Here is a 20,308-nt window from a genome sequence, read left to right on the forward strand (position 1 = left end):
GGCCGCAGCCGGATAGCCCGCGCAGCCGGGCAGGCCGCAGCCGGATAGGCTCGTGCCATGGACGTTGCCACCCTCCGCGAGATCTGCCTGAGCTTCCCCGGTGCGTTTGAGGATTTTCCTTTCGGCCCGGAGACATCGGTTTTCAAGGTGCGGGCGGGGATCGCCGGCGGCACGAGGCAGGACGCCAAGATGTTCGCGGCATCGGCCATGGACCCGGCCGACTGGTCCGTGAGCCTCAAATGCGAGCCGGCCCTGGCCGAACAGCTGCGGGCCATCCACCCGGAAATCACCGGCGCCTGGCATATGAACAAGACGCACTGGAACGGGGTCCGGCTGGACGGATCGTTGCCGGACGGCATGATCCGGGACATGGTGGAGGATTCCTATGACCTGGTGGTCGCCTCGTTCAGCCGGAAGCAGCGGGAACAGCTGGGCTGGGCGGGACTGGCCAGGGGCGAGGACACATGAGCGGTGATCCTGGTGCCGGCGCGCGGGACGGGCTGAACTATCCGGGCATTGGCTCCACTGAGCATGGCCAGGCTCCGGCAGGCTTTCCCTGCCTGGTGTCCCGGGCGTACCTCGGCGACGGCCCGGCACTGTACCGGAGGGTGGCGCAGGGGATTCTGACCTGGCAGCTGCAGAGACGCTCCGGGCTGCGCGTCCGCGCCGACTCCGACGCCGTCGTGCCCGGCGCGCGCGTGGTGAGCGGATTCGGCGTCGGACCCTTCCGGATCAACGCGCCCTGCGAGGTGGTGTGGGTGCGCCGGCCGGTGCCCGGCGACGGGCCGCAACGAGCCGGGTTCGGGTACGGCACACTGCCCGGTCATCCCGTGCGGGGCGAGGAGGCCTTCGAAGTGGAGATCGACGCCGCCGGCCGGGTGTTCCTGAAAATCACGGCCTTCAGCCGGCCGTCCAACTGGTTCTACGCGGCCGGCCGCGCCCTCACGGGACGGGCACAAAGGCATGTCACTTCCCGCTACATTGGGAGTGCACACGAACTGGCCGCAGGTGAAAGCTGATCAGGAGCAGATGGATGCTGGAACAGAAAGCCCTTGACCAATTGTGGAACTTCGACGACCCCGCCGGGTCCGAAGCCCGGTTCCGGGCGGCGGCCGCAGATGAACGCTACGACGCCGACGAACGCGCCGAACTCACCACCCAGCTGGGCCGGGCCATCGGGCTGCAGGGCCGCTACGAGGAAGCCGACGCCCTGCTGGATGCGGTCGATGCCGACGAGCCCACAGTCGCGGTGCGGGTGCTGCTGGAACGCGGCCGGGTGCTCAATTCCAGCGGCCACCCCGAGATGGCCGTGCCGCTGTTTGAACAGGCGGCCGAACTGGCTGACTACCTGGTCGAGGAATTCCTGGCCGTGGACGCGCTGCACATGCTCGCCATTGCCGACTCCGCCCACGCCGAGACCTGGACCCGGAGCGCCCTGGAGTACGCGTCCACGGTTCACGATGAGCGGACCAAACGGTGGGTGGTTTCGCTGCACAACAACCTCGGCTGGACGCTGCATGACGCCGGCCGGTGCACCGAGGCCATGGTGGAGTTCCAGCTCGCCGAACAGTGGGCCGACCGGATCGGCACCCCGCGGCAGCAGGAACTGGCCCGCGAGGCCATCAAGGCCTGTTGACCCGCCAACTGGCCATGTGACCCGGCATTGTCATGCTGGAAGAATGGAACCTCCGGAAAACCAATGAAAGGCTTCAGCCCATGATCTTCATCGTCGTCAAATTTAAGGTCAAGCCGGACTGGTCGGAGCGCTGGCTGGGACTCGTTAACGATTTCACCCAGGCCACCCGCCAGGAGCCCGGCAACCTGTGGTTCGACTGGTCCCGCAGTGTGGAGGACCCCAATGAATTCGTCCTGGTTGAGGCCTTCAAGGATGACGCCGCCGGGGCCCACGTGAACAGCGCCCACTTCAAGCAGGCTATGGCGGACATGCCTCAGGCGCTGGCCGAGACACCCCGGATCATCAGCCGGCAGCTCGACGGCGACGGCTGGGACCGGATGGGCGAGCTCACCATCTAACCGGCAATGGATACGCTTATGGCATGTGGATCGGCTGGATTGAATTCGACATCCTTCTGGGCGACGTTCACAGCCTGAAGGAGAAACGTTCCATGGTGCGGCCGCTGCTTGCGGAGCTGAAGCGCCGCTTTGATGTCTCCGTGGCCGAGGTCGGGGACCACGAACAGTACCGGCGCACGCAGTTGGGCGCCGGCCTGGTGGCAGCAGACCGGGCACACGTCGTGGAGGTACTGACCGCCGTCGAACGCTTCGTGGCGGCCCGGCCCGAACTCGAACTCCTCAGCGCACGGCAACGGGAGCTCCGCAGCGACGATTAAACAACGCGGGGTCACTTACCGCCCATCCCGAGGGGATTTATGGGCGGTAAGTGACCCCGCGTTGCTTTGAGCGGTAGGGCTTAGCCGAAGTACTTCGGCAGGGTCGCCTCGTGGGCTTCGCGGAGCGCGTCGAGGCTCATGGTCTCGACACCGTTGATCTCCAGCGTGCCGCCCTCGGCGTCCACCACACCGATCCGGACGTGCGCGAAGCCGCGGGCGGTGCACATGTCCGTGAAGCGGATTTCCTCCGAGCGGGGCACAGCGACGACGGCGCGGCCCTGGGTTTCGGAGAACAGCGCCGTGAACAGGTCCACGCCGTCGCGGTCCAGGACGTCCTGCAGGGCGATCCGGGCGCCCACGCCGTAACGCAGGGACGACTCCACAAGGGCCGCGGCGAGGCCGCCTTCGGAGAGGTCGTGGGCGGAATCCACCATGCCGTCGCGGGAGGCGTTGATCAGAATCTGGCCCAGTTCGCGCTCGGCTTCGAGGTCAACTTTCGGCGGCAGGCCGCCGAGGTGTCCGCGCATGTTCGACCATTCCGAACCGTCCAGCTCTGCCGCCGTCGTGCCGAGGAGGTAGATGGCCTGGCCGTCTTCCTTCCAGCCCGACGGCGTGCGGCGGGCGACGTCGTCGAACTTGCCCAGCACTGCCACCACGGGGGAGGGGTGGATGGGGGTGGTGCCGGTCTGGTTGTACAGCGAGACGTTGCCGCCGGTGACCGGGATGCCGAGGACCATGCAGGCGTCGGACAGGCCGCGGATGGCTTCGGCGAGCTGCCACATGACGTCGGGATCCTCGGGGGAGCCGAAGTTCAGGCAGTCGCTGACGGCCATCGGCACGGCACCTGAGGTGGCGACGTTGCGGTAGGCCTCGGCCAGGGCCAGCTGAGCGCCGTGGTACGGGTCCAGGTAGGTGTAGCGGCCGTTGGCGTCGGTGGCCAGGGCCACGCCGAGGCCGGTTTCCTCGTCCACCCGGACCACGCCGGCGTCGTCCGGGAACGCCATGGCGGTGTTGCCGCCGACATAGCGGTCGTACTGCTTGGTGATCCAGGACTTGTCGCACATGTTCGGGGAGGCGACGAGCTCGGTGATGGCGGCGGCCAGGTCCGCGGGGGCGGAGGGGCGGCCGGCGTCCTGGACGGACCCGGTGAAGGAGTCGGCCTGGACGGCGTCCTGCCATTCGGGGCGGGCATAGGGTCGGTCGTAGACCGGGCCGTCGTGGGCCACGGTGCGCGGGTCGACGTCGACAATGACCTCGCCTTCCCACGTGATGATGAGGCGGCCGGTGTCGGTCACCTCGCCCAGCCAGGAGTACTCCACCGCCCACTTGTCCATGACCGCTTCAAACGCGGCGATGTTTTCCGGGGTGACCACGGCCATCATGCGTTCCTGCGACTCGGACATCAGGATTTCGCCCGGGGTCAGGGTGGGGTCGCGGAGCAGCACGGAGGTCAGCTCGACTTCCATGCCGCCGTCGCCGTTGGAGGCGAGCTCGGAGGTGGCGCAGGAAATGCCGGCGGCGCCGAGGTCCTGGATGCCCTCCACCAGGGATCCCTTGAACAGCTCCAGGCAGCACTCGATCAGGACCTTCTCGGCGAACGGGTCGCCCACCTGGACCGCGGGGCGCTTGGACGGCTTGGTGTCATCGAAGGACTCCGAGGCCAGCACGGAGGCGCCGCCGATGCCGTCGCCGCCGGTGCGGGCACCGAACAGCACCACCTTGTTGCCCTTGCCGGAGGCGTTCGCGAGGCGGATGTCCTCGTGGCGCATCACGCCGACGGCCAGCGCGTTCACCAGCGGGTTGCCCTGGTACACGGAGTCGAAGACCATTTCGCCGCCGATGTTGGGCAGGCCCAGCGAGTTGCCGTAGCCGCCGATCCCTGCCACGGCGCCGTGCATGACGCGGGCGGTGTCCGGGTGGTCAATGGCGCCGAAGCGCAGCGGATCCATCACCGCTACCGGGCGGGCGCCCATGGAGATGATGTCGCGGACAATGCCGCCGATGCCGGTTGCGGCGCCCTGGTAGGGCTCCACGAACGACGGCGAGTTGTGGGACTCAATCTTGAACGTCACGGCCCAGCCGTCGCCCAGGTTGGTGACACCGGCGTTTTCGCCGATACCCACGAGCATGTCCTTCTTCATTTCCTCGGTCACCTTGTCGCCGAACTGGCGCAGGTGGTTCTTCGAGGACTTGTAGGAGCAGTGTTCGCTCCACATCACCGAGTACATGGCCAGTTCCGCGCCGGTGGGGCGGCGGCCCAGGACCTTGACCACCTCGTCGAACTCGTTCTGCTTCAGGCCCAGTTCGGCCCAGGGGAGTTCGGTGTCCGGGGTCTTGGCCGCGTTCTCGACGGTGTCGATGTTGAACTTCCGGGCGGTCTCCGCGGGTGCCGCCACTGCGGGTGTCTCCGTCATTTGTTGTCTCCCACGATCTTGTTCAGGACAGAGGTGAAGAACCCGAGGCCCTCGGTGCCGGAGCCGAGCTCGGGACCGAAGCCGGCCTCCACAGCGTGCTCGGGGTGCGGCATGAGGCCCACCACGTTGCCCGCGGCGTTGGAAATGCCGGCGATGTCGCGCCGGGAGCCGTTCGGGTTGAAGCCGACGTAGCGGAACACAACGCGGCCTTCGGCCTCGAGCGCGTCCAGGGTCTTCTCGTCGGCGATGTACTGGCCGTCCTGGTTCTTCAGCGGCACGGTGATTTCCTGGCCGGCGGCGTAGTCCCCGGTCCAGGCGGTGGTGTTGTTTTCCACGCGCAGGACCTGGTCGCGGCACATGAACTTCAGGTGGTCGTTCTTGATCATGGAACCGGGCAGCAGGTGCGACTCGGTCAGGATCTGGAAGCCGTTGCAGATGCCCAGCACGGGCAGCTTGGCCTCGGAATTGGCGGCGTCGATGATCCTGGACATCAGCGGCGCGAAGCGGGCGATCGCGCCGGCGCGGAGGTAATCGCCGTACGAGAACCCGCCGGGAATCACGACGGCGTCAACGTCACCCAGGGTGGTGCCGGCGTGCCAGAGCTCCACCGGGGTGGCGCCGGCCAGACGGACCGCACGGGCGGCGTCGCGGTCGTCGAGGGTGCCGGGGAAGGTGACGACGCCGATCTTCGCACCAGCGAGCCTGCGAGCACCAGGAGCGTTGGCGGCGACGGCGACGGCCTCGCCGATCAGGGGGAGTTCAGTCATTTCAGGCCTCAACGACCTCGACGTTGACGACGTCCTCGATGACCGGGTTGGACAGCAGGGTCTCCGCGGCGTCGCGGGCCTGGGCCAGGATCTCCTCGGTCACCTCGCCGTCGACCGTGAGTTCAAAGCGCTTGCCCTGGCGGACAGAGCTGAAAGCGGTGAAGCCCAGCCGGGGCAGAGCACCGACGATGGCCTTCCCCTGCGGGTCCAGAATCTCGGGCTTGGGCATGACGTCGACAACGATCCGGGGCATCCGGTAACTCCTGTGCGTGAGCGTTGGGTAAGGGCGCAGCGGAGTGGTGCCGTCTCACGCCGATCCGCTGTGTGTTGGACTGGTGAATACAGCGTGAAAGGGCGCTCCGCGAGCTTGCATGCCCATTCTACCGGCCACCGTGCGTCCGGCCGTATTCGGGCGGGGAGTGTGAACGCGGCCTCCCCGGCAGGTCCTTGAGCTGGGGAGATGGCGTCGCGGGGGCGGCTGCGCCCTATGGTCGGGGCTGCCGCGGGTCAGTAGGATGTGCGCATGGCTGAGAAACCGAAATCCGTGGTGTTGTCTGTTGTGGCCGTCGCAGTGTTCGCCGGGCTGGGCCGGATGGTTCTGCAGAAGATCAAGGCTGACCGTGCGGCGAAGGCGACCAAGGTGGCCGGCCCCCTGGATGAGAAGACCCGCGCATGGATCAGCGACGTGGTCCGGACTCCCCGAAAATAGGCCGGCGGATCACGAGCGGGCCGGCGGCGGGCCCGAAGATCGTAAGTCGTCGCGGCCTCCGGCGCTGAGCCGGCGCATGCTGGCGTAGGCACTGTGCCCGCGGGAGTCCAATTGACGCAGTTCAGCATCCTCACCATCGCATCGTGTCGTATTGCGTGACAAATTTTAAATACCTCCTTGTGGTCTATGTCATATCTCGCTCTCGGTCTGTACTGTATGAATCGGCTGGTATCCGTGGGGGCGGGCCGGGCGACCGCCCGGTGAGTTCCCGCCAGTCCGTTGGGCCCGGCGTTGGAGTCGGGCCGTTCCTTTACGAAAGGTTCAAACACTCGTGACATCACCAGGAAAGAGCTTCCTTCGAAGCGGGGGACTCCGGAGGGCCGCGGCACTGACCCTGGGCTTGCCGGTTCTTCTGTCCAGCATCGCGATCGCCCCCGCCAATGCGGCCCCGGCGCAAGGCCCGGGCGTAGCCGGCGTCGCACAGAAGAATATTGATCCGAACAACTACAAGGACGGCCGCTACATAGTGGTCATGGCGGAGAAGCCTTCCGCGACTTACGACGGCGGGACGGCCGGCCTGCCGGCCACCAAGCCTGCCTCCGGCAAGAAACTGGATGCCACCAAGGCCGAAGTCAAGCAGTACAAGGCCCACCTGGAACAGAAGCAGGCCCAGGTGGCCGGCCAGCAGGGCGTCAAGATGCAGCGCCAGTTCACCGCAGCCCTCAACGGCTTCAGCGCCAAGCTGACCGCGGACCAGGCCGTGAAACTGGCCCGGGACCCGTCGGTCCTCGTCGTCGCGCCGGACACGGAGAACGCACCCGATTACTCCACCGCCGACTTCCTGAAGCTCAGCGGGCCCAACGGCACGTGGAACACCAAGTTCGGCGGCCAGGACGCGGCCGGCAAGGGCGTCGTGGTCGGCGTCATTGACACCGGCTACACCCCCTCCAGCGCCTACTTTGCCGGCCAGGAGGTCAAGCCCCTCACCGGAAATCCCGTCGTCGGCGTGCCGTACCGCACCCCGGACGGCAAGATCGCGATGCTCAAAGCCGACGGCGAAACCTTCAAGGGCGAATGCCAGGTCGGCACCGACTTCGACGGCACCGCCTGCAACTCCAAGGTCCTGAGCGCCCGCTACTTTGGCGAGGACTTCGCGGCCACTGTCCCGCCGGAAGACTGGGCTCCGGGCGAACGGCTGTCCCCGGTCGACGCCGCCAGCCACGGAACCCACACCGCCAGCACGGCTGCCGGCAACGCCAATGTCGAGGCCATGGTTGACGGCAGGAGCTTCGGGCTGACCAGCGGCATCGCGCCGGCCGCCAAGCTCTCCGTTTACAAGGTCTGCTGGGAAGACAACGATCCCAACTCCGGTGGGTGCTACTCGTCCGCGTCCGTCGAGGCCATCAACAAGGCCATCGAGGACGGCGTGGACGTCCTGAACTACTCCATCTCCGGCGCCACGGATACCACCACCGATCCGGTCTCCCTGGCATTCCTGTCCGCCGCCTCGGCCGGGATCTTCGTCGCGGTCTCCGCCGGCAACTCCGGCCCGACCGCCAGCACCGTCAACCACGGCGCGCCCTGGCTGACCACGGTCGCGGCCACCAGCTTCTCGCAGGAACTGCAGGGCACGGTCGAGTTCTCCGACGGCAGCAAATACCGCGGCGCCAGCATCATGAACGGCCAGGTTTCCAATGCCGGCGTCGTGCTGGCAGCCAACGCAGGAGCCGCCGGGAAAGCCAGCCCGAATCTGTGCGGCCCCGATTCGCTGGACCCGGCCAAAATCACCGGCAAAGTTGTGGTCTGTGACCGCGGCGTCGTGGACCGCGTCGCAAAGAGCGCCGAAGTCAAGCGCGGAGGCGGCGTCGGCATGATCCTCGTCAACCTGTCCGTCTCCTCACTGGACACGGACAAACACTCAGTCCCCACCGTCCACGTGAACCCGCCCGCCACCGAAGCCATCAAGGCCAAGGTCACGGCCAATCCGGCCATCACGGTTTCCCTGGTCAACAAGGACACCACCGGACTGCCCCTCGAGGCGCAGCCGCAGATCGCCGGGTTCTCTTCCCGCGGCCCGCTGCTCGCTGAAGGCTCCGACCTCCTCAAGCCCGACGTCGCGGCGCCCGGCGTGGCCGTGCTGGCCGGCGTTTCGCCGATCGGCACCGGAGGCGACAACTTCGGTTTTCTTTCCGGCACCTCAATGGCCTCCCCCCACGTAGCCGGCTTCGGCGCGCTGATCCTGGCCATGAAGCCCACGTGGTCCCCGGCGGCGGTCAAATCCGCGATGATGACCACCACTAGCGACGTCAAGAACGCCGACGGATCCAAGAACACCGATGTCTTTGCCACCGGCGCAGGCCAGGTGGACCCGGCCCGCGTGCTGGATCCGGGCCTCGTCTACGACGCCAGCGAGGCAGACTACCTGGAGTTCATCCACGGAACCACCAAGGCGCGGGACATGAACCTGCCCTCCTTCGCCCTCGGCAACCTGGCCGGGAAGATCGAGGTCACCCGCACGCTGACCGCCCTGACCCCGGGGGTCTACAAGGCCCAGTTCAACGTTCCCGGCATCAAGGTCAGCGTGACCCCGGCTGTTCTGAACTTCCGCGCCGCCGGCGAGAAGCGCACGTTCAAGGTCTCCTTTGAGAACCAGGGCGCGCCCCTGGGCAAGTTCGCGACCGGTTCGCTGAGCTGGCAGGGCGCCAACAAGAATGTGGCGTCGCCGATCGCGGTCCGTCCGCAGTCCGTCGTGGCCTTGTCCGATGTCGCCTTCACCTCCGAGGGCGGCAGCGGTTCCGGTGCCATCAAGGTGGTCTCCGGCACGAACGCGCCGATCAACATGACCCTCGACGGTCTCTCGAAGGCCGACTCCACGGCCGCCGAGCTCGTCCCGGGCCCGTTCACCGGCGCCCCGGATGCCTCCAACGTGGTCAAGGAGGTCACAGTCGTGGCCGGCTCCCCGCTGGCCAAATTCTCGGTCATTTCCGCGGATCCGAAGGCTGACTTCGACATGTACGTCATGACCCCGAACGGTCCGCTGACGGTCGCGACGTCGTCGGCCAGCGAATCGGTGTCCATCCCCAACCCGACCCCGGGTAAGTACACGATCTACGCCAACCTGTACGCCAGCCCGAACAACCAGGCCACCAAGGCCTCGGTCGACGCCGCCGTGCTCGGCAAGGTCGAGGGCAAGGCCTCGCTGAGCCCGAACCCGCTCCGGCTCGCCAACGGCAAGGCCGGCAAGGTCACGCTGAGCTGGGATGGGCTTCAGGTCGGTTCGTACATCGGCCGGGTCACCTTCGCCGGTGCCAGCGATCCCACGTTCGTCTCAGTCCTGGTGACCCCGGCCGGGACCGTTGTGGTCCCGCCGACCTCCGAGGACCAGGATTCCAATGACGGTCCGGGTGACGACGCCGATGGCGACAACTCCCACAAGGACAAGAAGGACAAGGGCAAGAAGGTGAAGGAGGAGCAGGGCAAGATGCAGAACAGCGATCAGTCCTTCGCCCCGAACTACGCCATCTAGGCGACGCCATTTAGGCAGAAGCAGCACCAAAATACGGCATCGGCCGGCGGCTCACACCGCCGGCCGTTGCCGTTTAATCCGCCGGGGGCGGAGCCGGGAGAGCCGAGCGCGCGGGAAAGGTCGGGGCGGACCCGGTCCCGGGCCGGCCGGCGGAGCCGGGAGAGCCCAGGGGCCGCGGGCGTCCGTGCCGTGAAGGCTCAGATTGCCCCGGTGGATCCCGCAACCCCGCCCAGCAGCGGCGCTATCGCCCGCCAGCGGGCGATCTCGCAGCCATCGGTGCGGCTGAACGTGCTGTGGACTTCCCGGCCCAGGAACCAGCCGGTCACCACGGCGACCTGCGGACCCCCGTACTGCTGCGTGCACATCTTCGGCGGCCCCGGCTTTGGAAAGAAGATCGCCTCGCCGTGCTGCGTGACCGCCGCGAGGGCGGCCGCCGAATCCGGCAGCGTGGACGCCGGGGCGACGCTGCTGCCGTCGACCGCCAGTCGGAAGGTGTACTCCGGCGCTTCCGGGGCCTCCGTCAGCCGGACGGTGAGATCGATCTCGTGGTGGCTGTGACGCTCGTGGGTGGCGGTCATTGCTGTCCTTCCGTGTGTTCGGGGGCAGGGCCGGAACCCATCGACTGGAGCAGGGGAGCGAGCTCCTGCAACAGCCGCTGCCGCAGTACTTGTGATTCGGCTGAAAAAGCCCGCTGGTGCTCAACGTACGCAGCTTTGCCCTCGGGTGTCTCGATCCGGATCGCCGGATACCCCCAGTCGGCGAGGTCGTACGGCGACGCCCGCATGTCCATGGCCCGGATCCGCCACGAGAGTTCGAAACAGTCCATGACGAGCTCGCTGGGCAGCAACGGGGACAGCTTGTAGGCCCACTTGTATAGGTCCATGTTGGCGTGCAGGCAGCCCGGCTGCTCCATGGTGCGCTGGTTCCCCCGGCTGGGAACCATGCTGTTCAGCGGAACGGCGTCCGGGGTGTAGAAGCGGAAGGCGTCGAAGTGCGAGCACCGGATCCGGTTCTCCTCCACCACCTCGTCGGTGCGCCCGGACCCCAGCCGCAGCTGCAGGTACTCGTGCCGGAGATCGAACTTGTCCTGCCGGTAGACCATGGCCCACTCGTGCAGCCCGAAGCAGCCGAACTGGGCCGGCCGCGCGGCAGTCCCGGCCAGGATGATCCCTGCGAACTGCAGTGCCTCCCGGCGCTCCCTCAGGAAGGCGTCGACGTCGACCGTCACCGCCGGCGACTCCGCCGGCAGCCCGGCGGCCGCGAGTTCTGTGGCGTCGGCCGCGCGGTAATACTTCCACCCGGTCCGCGCCTCAGCCTCGGGGCCGGAGAGCACGACGCCGGCGCCCGGGTGCCAGCGCAGCAGCTGACCGGGCTTCTGGGTGTAGTAGGTGAAGAGGAAGTCCTCCACCGGGTGCTTCCGGCCGGCGGAGCGCCGCTCGAGGTAGGGGTCCGCGTAGCGGCGGACATGTTGGACGTGGGCGGTCTGGCGCGGCAGCCATTCTTCCTGCTGGAGGTGCAAGGGCTTAGCTCGCCCCGCCGGATGAGCCCAGAACATCTTTGGCGGCGTTCCAGGCGGCGATTTCACAGCCGTTTGTCAGGCTGAAGCTCGCCTGAACCGCCCTGCCATCCACGACGCCGGTGACTGTGGCCACCTGCGGGCCGCCGTACTGCTGGGTGCAGGTCTGGTTCTTGGCGGGCGGGGCGGGGCTGAGGATGGCCGGGTTGTTCTTGATGGCGATGCACGCGGCGGCGGCGTTGGGGTGCTGGCTTTCGGCCGCCGGAACCCCGTTTTGGCACACCAGCGTGAAGTTGGCCGCGGTGCCGGTTTCGTTCGGCTTGACCATGATGGCGAGTTCGGCGTTGCCCTTGCCCGGTCCGGACGGCAGCGGGACGGCGGAGGGGGACGGTGCCGGCGAGGTCGTCTCCGTCTCCGGCGACGGCGAGCCCGACGGCGCTGTGGGTGACGGGCTGGAGGGGGTGCCCGACGTCGTGCTGGGGGAGGGAGAAGGTGTGGGCCCGCCGTTCGGCGTGCAGGCGGCCAGTCCGGCCACGGCCATCAGGACGGCCGCCAGGACAAGTGCCGGGCGGCCCGATTGCGTGCGCATCAGCAGTCCTCCTCTGTTTTGCCCAGTCTACCGCCGGGGCGCGTCCTCCGGGCCGGGCCGTGTGGCGGCGATCAGGTCCATCATGGTGGCGTGCAGCTGGCCGACCTGTTCACGGGTCAGGCCCAGCCGGGCCATCATGATGCCCGGGACTTCGGTGGCCTGCTCCCGAAGGGCGGCGCCGCGCGGCGTCAGCCGGACATCCAGGGTGCGCTCGTTGCCTTCCATCCGCTGGCGGGTGATGAAGCCGGCCGTCTCGAGCCGGCGCAGCAGCGGCGAGATGGTTGCCGGCTCCTGGGCCAGGGCGTCGCTGATGTCGCGGACCGACCGCGGGCTCGCTTCCCACAGGCACAACATCACGAGGTACTGCGGGTGGGTCAGGCCGAGCCTGTCCAGGACGGGCTTGTAAGCGCCCACGACGCTGCGGGAGGCCACCGTCAGGGCGAAGCAGAGCTGCTGTTCCAGCAGGAGGTCGTCCTGCGCTGCCTGGGCGTCCGGCAGGCCGTTCGTGGCGTGGCCGCCCTGAATTGCTGGGGTTCCTTGGGTCACACCGACTCCTTCGAATGATTAGTGCACTAATGATTAGCGTACACTGGGAGCATTGTCTTGCTCCCAGGAAAGGATAGCCATGGCCAAGGAAAACGCCGTCGAGAGGTTCATGCGGGCCACCGGGAAGTTCCGGGCGGTGTTCGGGCCGGCAAACCGCAGTTCACTCGGCCACGAGATGACCGACCAGAACAGGCGGCTGCTGGCGGCGCGGCAGGCTGAAACTGAACAGTGGGAGACCTTGCACCGGCCCGACGGCAGCACTTATGTGGTGCCCCGAAACCCTGACGACAAATCCCTGCGCTAGGTCCCTTTTAGCGCCACCTCACCCGGGCCATTTCCCGCTGCCGGGCGTAAAATGAGGGCACTGACACACCGCTGTGCAGCATCCTGAACCATCCGGGACGAGGAAAGGGGGTGGGACTAGTGACACGTGCTGTCAGAGCTTTCATGGAAAAGACCGACAAGCTGAGGCTGCTGTTCGGGCCCGCAAATCGAGGCGACACCGCGGCGCCTGTAGTTCACAAGCACGACGACTTCGAGCACGCCTCGGAAGACGACCTGGCAGGTTTCGAAGTCGAGACGGACGACCACGGACACCACTACGCTGTCCGGAAAACGGATCTCGGGAAAGAAGAGGTCTGACGAGGCCCGCTTCGCCGGTTCCGGGTACCGGGGGCGTCCTGGGCGGCCGCGTGGTACGCGGCCGGAAACGTGGGAATTCGGCCGGAGTTGTGGGGAAGCGGCCGACGACGGGCGGAGACGGGGAAGGGAGCGGCAGGTGCCGCTCCCTTCCCCGTCTTTATGCGGTCCGGGGTCCGCCCGGATGCGCAGGTGCGGCTAGCGGCCGGTGCCGCCGTAGACCGTGGCCTCGTCCTCGCTGTCGAGGTCAAAGGCCCTGTGGATGGCGCGGACGGCGTCGTCGAGCAGATCCGCGTGGGTGACCACGGAGATCCGGATCTCCGAGGTGGAGATCATGTTGATGTTGATGCCGGCCTCGGAGAGGGCCGCGAAGAAGCGGGCGGACACACCCGGGTGCGAGCGCATGCCGGCGCCGATCAGCGAAAGCTTGCCGATCTTCTCGTTATATTCGATGCTCTCAAAGCCGATCCGGTCCTGCGCGGCGTGCAGGGCGGCCAGGGCCTCGGCGCCTTCGACGATCGGGAGGGTGAAGGAGATATCGGTCCGGCCCGTGCCGTGGGTGGACACGTTCTGGACGATCATGTCGATGTTCGAGTGGGCGTCCGCGATGACCTGGAAGATCGCCGCTGCCTTGCCGGGGATGTCAGGTACGCCGACAACCGTGACCTTGGCTTCGGACCGATCGTGTGCCACACCGGAGATGATTGGCTGCTCCAAGGCAACTCCCTCTTGAGTCGTGATCTTGTCGTCGGCGCCGGGCAGAACCCAGGTGCCTTCGTTCTGGCTGAATGAGGAACGGACGTGCAGTGGCACCCCAAAGCGGCGGGCGTATTCAACACAGCGCAGGTGCAGAATCTTAGCGCCGGACGCGGCCAGTTCCAGCATTTCCTCGCTGGAGATGCGGTCGATCTTCCGGGCGGACGCGACCACGCGCGGATCGGCCGTGTACACGCCGTCGACGTCGGTGAAGATCTCGCAGACATCGGCGTCGAGCGCCGCGGCGAGGGCCACCGCCGTCGTGTCCGACCCGCCGCGCCCGAGCGTCGTGATCTCGTTCGTCGTGTGGCTCATGCCCTGGAACCCGGCCACGATCGCGATGTGCCCCTTGTCCAGGGCGGTGCGGATGCGGTGCGGGTCGACGTCGATGATCCGGGCCTTGCCGTGGATGCCGTCGGTGATCATGCCGGCCTGGGACCCGGTGAAAGACTGGGCCGAGGCGCCGAACTTGTTGATGGCCATGGCCAGCAGCGCCATGGAGATTCGTTCGCCGGCGGAGAGGAGCATGTCCATTTCGCGGGCGGGCGCGGAATCGGTGACCTGGCCGGCGAGGTCAAGGAGCTCATCGGTGGTGTCGCCCATGGCGGAAACCACCACGACGACCTCGTCGCCGGCGTTTTGGGCATCCACGACCCGCCGGGCGACGCGCTTGATGCCTTCTGCGTCAGCCACCGAGGAACCGCCAAATTTCTTCACGACAAGGTGCTTGGTGGCGGCGGCCGAGACGGGCAACGTCTGCGATCCGGGCTGGACTTCGGTAGTGGGCAAACTCATTCGCGCACCCTCACTGGATCATCGGGGTTCTGGGCCAGGCAACCAAACGGCGCGACGGCGTAACTTCTCACCCCAGTTTATCGCCGTGCCGCCCGCGCCGTTGAATTGTGACCGAATGGCAGACACTCCGGGTTTTGTCTCCACCGGACATGCCCAGTGCTGCGGGCAAGGAGTGGACATGCTCACTGCTGCCGCGGGACATGCTCATTCTTGGCGGGCTGGAGTGGGCATGAGGGCATTGTGTCCATTCCCGGGCAGGGGCGCTGGACATGTCCGCCGGGGCAGGGTGGGGGAGCTCGGGCAAGGAGTGGACATGCTCAGTGCTGCCGCGGGACATGCTCATTCTTGGCGGCCTGGAGCGGGCATGAGGGCATTGTGTCCATTGTTGGGTGCGGGCGCGGGGCATGTCCGCTTTGCCTGGGCGTGGGCGTGGGCGCGGGGCATGTCCGCTAGCCGCGGTCCAGCCGGTAGCGCCAGGACGGGAGCTGTTTTCCCGCTGTGTCCTCGGCGACGGGGAAGAAGCGGTCCTTCCGGAAGCCCAGGCCCTCGAGCAGCCTTCGGGACGGGAGATTGGGCTCGTAGACTCCCGCGAAAATGGTCTCGCTGCCGCGGGCGCCGAAAAGCCAGTCGACCAGGGCGCCGGCGGCCTCCGGGCCGAGACCGAGCCCGTGGTGCTCCGGGTGAAGAACGTAGCCCAGGCTGGCTGAGTCTGCGGGAATCCGGCCGGGCGCCGGGGGTTCCTGCGTGTTCCAGGTCCGGGCGTCGCCAACGACTTCACCGGTGGCCCGGAGCTCGATCGCCCAGCCGAAGTGAAACCACTCGGCCGTGGAGGATGCCGCCGCGGACAGTGTCTGCTCAAGCCGGGCGCTGTTCTGCGCGGGGGTGAGCGGACCATGGGACAGGTACCGCGTGGCCGCCGGATGGGCCCGGAACCGGAGCAGGGCGCCGGCGTCGTCCGCTGTCAACGGACGCAACAGCAAGCGCCCGGTGAGGAGCGGCGCCGGGGTGCCGCTGCCGGTGGTTGCCACGAATCCGTCAGCTCAGCTCAGGGCGTTGCGGCGGCCCTCGAAGGCCCTGCCGAGCGTGACTTCGTCGGCGTATTCCAGGTCCCCGCCCACGGGCAGGCCGGACGCCAGCCGGGTGACGGCGATGCCAATCGACTTGAGCATCCGGGCCAGATACGTTGCCGTGGCCTCGCCCTCGAGGTTGGGGTCGGTGGCGATGATGATTTCCTGAATGGCGCCGTCGTTGAGCCGGGTCAGCAGCTCACGGATCCGGAGCTGTTCCGGACCGATCCCGGCGATCGGATTAATCGCGCCGCCCAGGACGTGGTACCTGCCGCGGAAGGACCGCGTGCGCTCCACCGCCAGGACGTCCTTGGATTCTTCGACGACGCAGATCACCGTGGGGTCCCGGCGCGGGTCGCGGCAGATGTTGCACAGTTCCTGCTCGGTCACGTTCCCGCAAACCGTGCAGAACTTGACCCGTTCCTTCACTGTGGTGATGGCATCGACAAGCCGCTTCATGTCCTGGGGATCAGCCTCGAGGATGTGGAAGGCCAGCCGCTGGGCTGACTTCGGCCCCACTCCGGGAAGGCGTCCGAGCTCGTCGATCAGCTCTTGAACTGCGCCTTCGTACACAATGTCCTCGTTCTTTTGGAGTGGGGCCGGGGCCAGCCGGCAGGGGGTCTGCTAGAAGCGGGGCGGCAGGGGGCTTCCATCCAGGGAGCGCTCCTCCACCAGTTTCCCGCCCAGAATACGCTCGACGGCGGCCCGGCCGAAGACGCCCGATTCCTCGATCGTTTCGTCGTCGGCGCTGGGGATGTCCTGTACGTAGACGGTGGTCGCGGCGGCAGCTCGGGTGGGGGCCTTCGCCCGCCCGGCCTCGGCCTCGGGACTGTTCGACAGCCGCTGGTACAGGCTTTGCCGGCCTGCCGGGGCGGCGGCCTCGGGAACGGCAGTGACCGCAACAGCCTCCGCGACGGCAGCTACGGCAGCGGCGGCCACACGCGGCGCAACAGACTCCGCAACCGCCGGCGCCGGAGCCGGAGCCGCTTCGGCCCGGGCCGGGTGGTCCGAGGCCAGTCCGGACGGCGCGGACACGACACCCGCGTACTCCGGGATCTGTGCCGCCGCCGGCTCGTAGTGCACAGGCTTCGGCTCGGGCTCGGGCGCAGCGGGTTCGACATCCGGGCTCGTGTACCGGCCGAGGTTCGAATCTGTGCCGACCGTCCAGACGCCGGGTGACTGCTCGACGGCGCGGGCCCACGCGTCATCCGACGCGTCCGGGTCTGCGCCCGGTGTCCGGGCCGGGGAACCAACGGTTTTGGACGCCGGCGCGGCAGGGGACTTGCGGGCCGGAGCAGTAGTGGCAGCCGCGGGCTCGGGGCGGCGCGGCGTGGCTACGGGCGAGGGGTCCCAATCCATTGGTGGTTCCTCGTCCAGCGGAGGGGCGTCCTCGTCCCGGGGCGGTCCCCAGTCGTCATCGGCGTCGGCGTAGGACCCGGAAGGCTCCGAAGGGCCGTCCGATTCGGCTGCTGGCTCGGCTGCGCGGACCGGCGCCTGGGCTGCGGGGGCGGGTGACTGCGGTTCCGCTGCCGGCGCGGCGGCACGGACCTGAGCCGGGGCCGCGGGGGCCGGAGTGGGTTGCGTCGAAGGCATTGAGGCGGCGGGAACGTGCGCCGGGGCCACCCTCGAGGGGACGGCTTCAGCGGCATCGTTGGCCGGAGATGGGGCCTGCTGGGGAGCCGGGCTCAGGCCCCAGGCGACGTCGGCCGATGTCGCCTGGCTTGCGGACGATGCCGGGGTCTCCGGGCTAGCCGGCGGCGCTTTTGGGTTTGGCTCAGAGCTCGCTGGGCTGTTGCTGCTGCCGGCCACGGCCCGGATCTGGCAATCGATGCCGATGGTCTTGTGGATCGCCTGCCGGAGGTTCTCGGCGTGGTCGGCCCGGCCGAAGGCGCCCGCCAGCCCGGCGGTGGTGAACGCGAGGGTCAGGACGTGGTCTTCGAAGTGGCCGACTTGGGCGTTGGGTTCCACCAGCGCCCAAGTGCTGCGTTTGATCTTGGTGAGCGTTTGCAGGATCTCGGGCCAGGCGCGGCGCAAAACCTCCACGTCGGCTCCGGGTCCGGCGGCGGAGCCGGGAGCGGGGCTGGGAACAGCGGCAGGCGCCCGGCCGGGCTCGGCCGGCTCGGGACGCGCGGGGACGGAGGGTGCTGGGGTAGATGCCGCCGGGGCAGACGGTGCAGGGGCAGACGGTGCAGGGGCGGATGGGGCAACCGTTGGGGCAGTCGCCGACGCGGGCAGGGACGGAGGCGCGGCGGCGGGACCTGCGGCAGGGGCGGGCCGGCTGGCCGCCGCGGGTTCGTCCACAGGCCAGTCGCTGGTGCTGACCCGTGGTGCCGTCAGCGGTTCTCGGATGGGTTCGTCCTGCCGGGCGGGCGCGGAGACTGTGGCCGGCGGCTGCTCGCCCTGACGCGGGGCGGAGGGGGTGGTGGTCGTGGCAGCCGGCGCGGCGTGCGAAGGTGCGGCGGGCACGTGCGCTGCCGGCAACTGTGGCGCGGCTGCCTGCTCCGTGCGTGCAGGGGGAACGGTGGCAGGTGCGGGGGCGCTGGCGAGGGGAGCCCCGACGTCGTTCCCGGCGTAGTTCAACCGCCGCTCGACGCGGTCGATCCGGGCCGCAATGCCGCGCTCGGTCTGCTCGGAGCTGGGCAGCAGGATGCGGGCGCACAGCAGTTCCAGGTGCAGGCGCGGAGAGGTGGCCCCGGTCATGTCCGTGAGCGCGGTATTGGTCACGTCAGCGGCGCGGGAGAGCTCGGCCGCCCCGAGGTTGTGCGCCTGGTTCTGTAGCCGGGCGATCTGGTCCGCCGGCATGCCGCGGAGGATGGACTGGGCGCTTTCGGGCATGGCCTGGACGATGATGAGGTCGCGGAAGCGTTCCAGCAGGTCCTCGACGAAGCGCCGGGGATCGTGCCCGGTCTGGATGACGCGGTCCACAGCGCGGAACACCGTGGCGGCATCCGACGCCGCGACGGCTTCGACGACGTCATCGAGCAGGGAGGCGTGCGTGTAGCCCAGGAGGGCGACCGCGAGTTCGTAGTCCAGTCCGTTTGGTCCGGCGCCGGCCATGAGCTGGTCGAGCACGGAGAGGGAGTCGCGGACCGAACCGCCGCCCGCGCGGATGACGAGCGAGAGCACCCCGGGTGCCACGGGGACGTTCTCCTGGGTGCAGAGCAGCTCCAGATACGCCATGAGAGGCTCCGGCGGCACCAAGCGGAAAGGGTAGTGGTGCGTGCGGGAACGGATGGTGCCGATGACCTTGTCCGGCTCCGTGGTGGCGAAGATGAACTTGATGTGTTCCGGCGGTTCTTCGACGATCTTGAGCAGGGCGTTGAACCCGGCCGACGTGACCATGTGGGCTTCGTCGATGATGAAGATCTTGTAGCGGTCCCGGACGGGGGCGTAGGTGGCCCGTTCCCGGAGGTCGCGGGCGTCGTCCACACCGCCGTGGCTGGCGGCGTCGATCTCGATGACGTCCAGGGAGCCGGAGCCGCCGCGGGCGAGTTCCACGCAGCTGGGGCACTTGCCGCAGGGAGTGTCCGTGGGGCCCTCGGCGCAGTTCAGGCAGCGGGCCAGGATGCGGGCGGAGGTGGTTTTGCCACAGCCGCGGGGGCCCGAAAAGAGATAGGCGTGGTTGACGCGGTTCTTGCGCAGGGCCGTCATGAGAGGCTCGGTGACGTGCTCCTGCCCGATAACGTCCGCGAACGAATCGGGGCGGTATCGACGGTAGAGGGCGGTAGTAACAGTCACAGATAAACCCTACCAATCGGCACAGACATAAAAGACCCCTCATGCACCCGCCAGAGCCCGTTTACCCTTGCTACCTTCCGGTCCTGGGGGAGTTCAACAGGATGACGCCACATGAGGGGCCGTCAGCAAGTTTACCTGACGATTGGGTGTGCCCCGAATTGGCCCGGTTTGGCCCTTGATCCTCGGCGGGACATGCCCATTTTTCGCGGCAGGGGCGGGCTGCGGGAGCGGGCGCGGTGGGGCTATGTCCAGCGGTCGGGCGGGCTGTGGGGCATGTCCAGTCGCGGGAGTGGGCAGTGTGGGGCACGCCCATTCCTGGCGGGAAGGAGTGGGCTAATTGGGACTGTGTCCAGCCCTCGGGCGGGCCGCGGGGCATGTCCAAGTGGCGGGAGTGGGCAGTGTGGGGCATGCCCATTCTTGGCGGGAAGGAGTGGGCTATTTGGGGCTATGTCCAGCTCTCAAGCGGGCCGCGGGGCATGTCCCGCGGAGGAGCCGCAGGCCGGGGCGGGGAGGCTCAATTGGGCGAAGCCGGAAAGTTCAGGTAGTCTAGTATCTGCTTTTGATTCAGAAGCAACTGGAGAATTCGCCTAGCGGCCTATGGCGCACGCCTGGAACGCGTGTTGGGTTAACGCCCTCGGGGGTTCAAATCCCCCATTCTCCGCGGTTGGCCCCGGTCCTCGGACCGGGGCCTTTTTGCGTCTCCAGGCCTTTCGCGTCCCCGGCATTTCTATCCGCGTGAGCTTCTCGTGAGGTTCTGGCCAAGGCTGCGTCCTCCGGCAGTACCGGCACCGATTCATCCGCCAAGTCGGCTCGGAGGCCCAGCCCCCCCGTGCCCCAGCCGCCCCGTGCCCCAGCCCCCTGCGCCCCCCGTGCCCCAGCCCCCTGCGCCCCCCGT

At 68.0% G+C, this 20,308-nt stretch carries 20 protein-coding genes, 1 tRNA gene and 1 other RNA gene; 10 read left to right on the forward strand and 12 right to left on the reverse strand.

The window, feature by feature from the left end; all coding sequences use genetic code 11:
* The first annotated feature begins 57 nt into the window (after positions 1–57).
* From AC1DGD_RS17420 to AC1DGD_RS17440, 5 genes are all read left to right on the forward strand, one after another.
* Positions 58–468, forward strand: coding sequence for an MmcQ/YjbR family DNA-binding protein (locus tag AC1DGD_RS17420; RefSeq protein WP_476850505.1), 411 nt, complete (start codon positions 58–60; stop codon positions 466–468).
* Entirely contained in the window at positions 465–1,019 is a 555-nt protein-coding gene (locus AC1DGD_RS17425; RefSeq protein WP_476857660.1) for a DUF1990 family protein, read from the forward strand. Before AC1DGD_RS17420 ends, AC1DGD_RS17425 begins: the two co-directional genes overlap by 4 nt.
* A gap of 14 nt (positions 1,020–1,033) precedes the next feature.
* A complete protein-coding gene (locus AC1DGD_RS17430) occupies positions 1,034–1,636 on the forward strand; it encodes a hypothetical protein (RefSeq protein WP_476857661.1) in 603 nt (200 codons plus the stop codon).
* Between the two features lie 80 nt (positions 1,637–1,716).
* Positions 1,717–2,034, forward strand: a complete 318-nt coding sequence (locus AC1DGD_RS17435; protein ID WP_079555298.1) for a putative quinol monooxygenase — start codon at positions 1,717–1,719, stop codon at positions 2,032–2,034.
* Between the two features lie 23 nt (positions 2,035–2,057).
* Complete coding sequence (locus AC1DGD_RS17440; protein ID WP_223914525.1) at positions 2,058–2,351, forward strand: DUF503 domain-containing protein; 294 nt, start codon at positions 2,058–2,060, stop codon at positions 2,349–2,351.
* Positions 2,352–2,431: 80 nt separating this feature from the next.
* Here the strand turns inward: AC1DGD_RS17440 and purL are convergent, their stop codons facing one another.
* The 3 genes from purL to purS are packed head-to-tail and all read right to left on the reverse strand — an operon-like array spanning position 2,432 to position 5,785.
* Positions 2,432–4,765 (reverse strand): phosphoribosylformylglycinamidine synthase subunit PurL, encoded by a 2,334-nt coding sequence (purL, locus tag AC1DGD_RS17445; protein WP_476857662.1) that lies wholly within the window; start codon positions 4,763–4,765, stop codon positions 2,432–2,434.
* Positions 4,762–5,532 (reverse strand): phosphoribosylformylglycinamidine synthase subunit PurQ, encoded by a 771-nt coding sequence (gene purQ, locus AC1DGD_RS17450; RefSeq protein WP_476857663.1) that lies wholly within the window; start codon positions 5,530–5,532, stop codon positions 4,762–4,764. The genes purL and purQ overlap by 4 nt, the downstream gene beginning before the upstream one ends.
* Position 5,533: 1 nt before the next feature.
* Positions 5,534–5,785, reverse strand: coding sequence for a phosphoribosylformylglycinamidine synthase subunit PurS (gene purS / locus AC1DGD_RS17455; protein WP_018776110.1), 252 nt, complete (start codon positions 5,783–5,785; stop codon positions 5,534–5,536).
* Positions 5,786–6,055: 270 nt separating this feature from the next.
* On the opposite strand from purS, the gene AC1DGD_RS17460 reads away from it, so the two are divergent.
* Both AC1DGD_RS17460 and AC1DGD_RS17465 read left to right on the forward strand, forming a co-directional pair.
* Positions 6,056–6,241 (forward strand): hypothetical protein, encoded by a 186-nt coding sequence (locus AC1DGD_RS17460; RefSeq protein ID WP_028278002.1) that lies wholly within the window; start codon positions 6,056–6,058, stop codon positions 6,239–6,241.
* 331 nt (positions 6,242–6,572) lie between these two features.
* Entirely contained in the window at positions 6,573–9,767 is a 3,195-nt protein-coding gene (locus tag AC1DGD_RS17465) for a S8 family serine peptidase (RefSeq protein WP_476857664.1), read from the forward strand.
* Between the two features lie 197 nt (positions 9,768–9,964).
* Here the strand turns inward: AC1DGD_RS17465 and AC1DGD_RS17470 are convergent, their stop codons facing one another.
* From AC1DGD_RS17470 to AC1DGD_RS17485, 4 genes are read right to left on the reverse strand one after another with little or no spacing between them, the layout of a single operon-like run.
* Positions 9,965–10,345: a serine protease inhibitor gene (locus AC1DGD_RS17470; protein ID WP_476857665.1), complete on the reverse strand. Its 381-nt coding sequence runs from the start codon at positions 10,343–10,345 to the stop codon at positions 9,965–9,967.
* Complete coding sequence (locus AC1DGD_RS17475) at positions 10,342–11,322, reverse strand: 3-methyladenine DNA glycosylase (RefSeq protein ID WP_476857666.1); 981 nt, start codon at positions 11,320–11,322, stop codon at positions 10,342–10,344. The genes AC1DGD_RS17470 and AC1DGD_RS17475 overlap by 4 nt, the downstream gene beginning before the upstream one ends.
* Positions 11,291–11,872, reverse strand: a complete 582-nt coding sequence (locus AC1DGD_RS17480) for an SSI family serine proteinase inhibitor (protein WP_243181456.1) — start codon at positions 11,870–11,872, stop codon at positions 11,291–11,293. The genes AC1DGD_RS17475 and AC1DGD_RS17480 overlap by 32 nt, the downstream gene beginning before the upstream one ends.
* Positions 11,873–11,899: 27 nt before the next feature.
* Positions 11,900–12,370, reverse strand: coding sequence for a MarR family winged helix-turn-helix transcriptional regulator (locus AC1DGD_RS17485; protein WP_476850579.1), 471 nt, complete (start codon positions 12,368–12,370; stop codon positions 11,900–11,902).
* A gap of 127 nt (positions 12,371–12,497) precedes the next feature.
* Between AC1DGD_RS17485 and AC1DGD_RS17490 the strand changes: the two genes are divergently transcribed.
* Together AC1DGD_RS17490 and AC1DGD_RS17495 are read left to right on the forward strand one after the other, a co-directional pair.
* Positions 12,498–12,722 (forward strand): hypothetical protein, encoded by a 225-nt coding sequence (locus AC1DGD_RS17490; protein ID WP_028278007.1) that lies wholly within the window; start codon positions 12,498–12,500, stop codon positions 12,720–12,722.
* Between the two features lie 143 nt (positions 12,723–12,865).
* Positions 12,866–13,060 carry a hypothetical protein gene (locus AC1DGD_RS17495; protein WP_043436631.1) on the forward strand — a complete coding sequence of 65 codons (195 nt, stop codon included), beginning with the start codon at positions 12,866–12,868 and terminating at the stop codon, positions 13,058–13,060.
* Positions 13,061–13,255: 195 nt separating this feature from the next.
* On the opposite strand, the gene AC1DGD_RS17500 is transcribed toward AC1DGD_RS17495, so the two are convergent.
* The 5 genes from AC1DGD_RS17500 to ffs all read right to left on the reverse strand — a co-directional run bounded on the left by AC1DGD_RS17500 (position 13,256) and on the right by ffs (position 19,537).
* A complete protein-coding gene (locus tag AC1DGD_RS17500) occupies positions 13,256–14,608 on the reverse strand; it encodes an aspartate kinase (RefSeq protein WP_018774393.1) in 1,353 nt (450 codons plus the stop codon).
* A gap of 449 nt (positions 14,609–15,057) precedes the next feature.
* The gene (locus AC1DGD_RS17505; protein WP_476857667.1) at positions 15,058–15,636 is read right to left on the reverse strand and encodes a GNAT family N-acetyltransferase; all 579 of its coding nucleotides are present in this window, start codon (positions 15,634–15,636) and stop codon (positions 15,058–15,060) included.
* A 12-nt stretch (positions 15,637–15,648) separates the two neighbouring features.
* Positions 15,649–16,248 (reverse strand): recombination mediator RecR, encoded by a 600-nt coding sequence (recR, locus tag AC1DGD_RS17510; RefSeq protein ID WP_018774392.1) that lies wholly within the window; start codon positions 16,246–16,248, stop codon positions 15,649–15,651.
* Positions 16,249–16,299: 51 nt separating this feature from the next.
* Positions 16,300–19,413 (reverse strand): DNA polymerase III subunit gamma and tau, encoded by a 3,114-nt coding sequence (locus tag AC1DGD_RS17515; RefSeq protein ID WP_476857668.1) that lies wholly within the window; start codon positions 19,411–19,413, stop codon positions 16,300–16,302.
* A 27-nt stretch (positions 19,414–19,440) separates the two neighbouring features.
* Positions 19,441–19,537, reverse strand: an RNA gene (gene ffs, locus AC1DGD_RS17520) — signal recognition particle sRNA small type.
* 452 nt (positions 19,538–19,989) lie between these two features.
* Here ffs and AC1DGD_RS17525 point away from each other — a divergent pair.
* A tRNA-Ser gene (locus AC1DGD_RS17525) sits at positions 19,990–20,074 on the forward strand.
* Positions 20,075–20,308: the final 234 nt, after the last annotated feature.

The sequence above is a fragment of the Arthrobacter sp. 05T45 genome (assembly GCF_056395875.1).

Coding starts and splice junctions, on each gene's coding strand:
- purQ (WP_476857663.1), bottom strand. CDS start 5,532: ATGACTGAACTCCCCCTGATCGGCGAGGCCGTCGCCGTCGCCGCCAAC.
- purL (WP_476857662.1), bottom strand. CDS start 4,765: ATGACGGAGACACCCGCAGTGGCGGCACCCGCGGAGACCGCCCGGAAG.
- AC1DGD_RS17435 (WP_079555298.1), top strand. CDS start 1,717: ATGATCTTCATCGTCGTCAAATTTAAGGTCAAGCCGGACTGGTCGGAG.
- AC1DGD_RS17480 (WP_243181456.1), bottom strand. CDS start 11,872: ATGCGCACGCAATCGGGCCGCCCGGCACTTGTCCTGGCGGCCGTCCTG.
- AC1DGD_RS17440 (WP_223914525.1), top strand. CDS start 2,058: ATGTGGATCGGCTGGATTGAATTCGACATCCTTCTGGGCGACGTTCAC.
- AC1DGD_RS17420 (WP_476850505.1), top strand. CDS start 58: ATGGACGTTGCCACCCTCCGCGAGATCTGCCTGAGCTTCCCCGGTGCG.
- AC1DGD_RS17430 (WP_476857661.1), top strand. CDS start 1,034: ATGCTGGAACAGAAAGCCCTTGACCAATTGTGGAACTTCGACGACCCC.
- AC1DGD_RS17425 (WP_476857660.1), top strand. CDS start 465: ATGAGCGGTGATCCTGGTGCCGGCGCGCGGGACGGGCTGAACTATCCG.
- AC1DGD_RS17470 (WP_476857665.1), bottom strand. CDS start 10,345: ATGACCGCCACCCACGAGCGTCACAGCCACCACGAGATCGATCTCACC.
- AC1DGD_RS17500 (WP_018774393.1), bottom strand. CDS start 14,608: ATGAGTTTGCCCACTACCGAAGTCCAGCCCGGATCGCAGACGTTGCCC.
- purS (WP_018776110.1), bottom strand. CDS start 5,785: ATGCCCCGGATCGTTGTCGACGTCATGCCCAAGCCCGAGATTCTGGAC.
- AC1DGD_RS17495 (WP_043436631.1), top strand. CDS start 12,866: ATGGAAAAGACCGACAAGCTGAGGCTGCTGTTCGGGCCCGCAAATCGA.
- AC1DGD_RS17490 (WP_028278007.1), top strand. CDS start 12,498: ATGGCCAAGGAAAACGCCGTCGAGAGGTTCATGCGGGCCACCGGGAAG.
- AC1DGD_RS17475 (WP_476857666.1), bottom strand. CDS start 11,322: ATGTTCTGGGCTCATCCGGCGGGGCGAGCTAAGCCCTTGCACCTCCAG.
- AC1DGD_RS17460 (WP_028278002.1), top strand. CDS start 6,056: ATGGCTGAGAAACCGAAATCCGTGGTGTTGTCTGTTGTGGCCGTCGCA.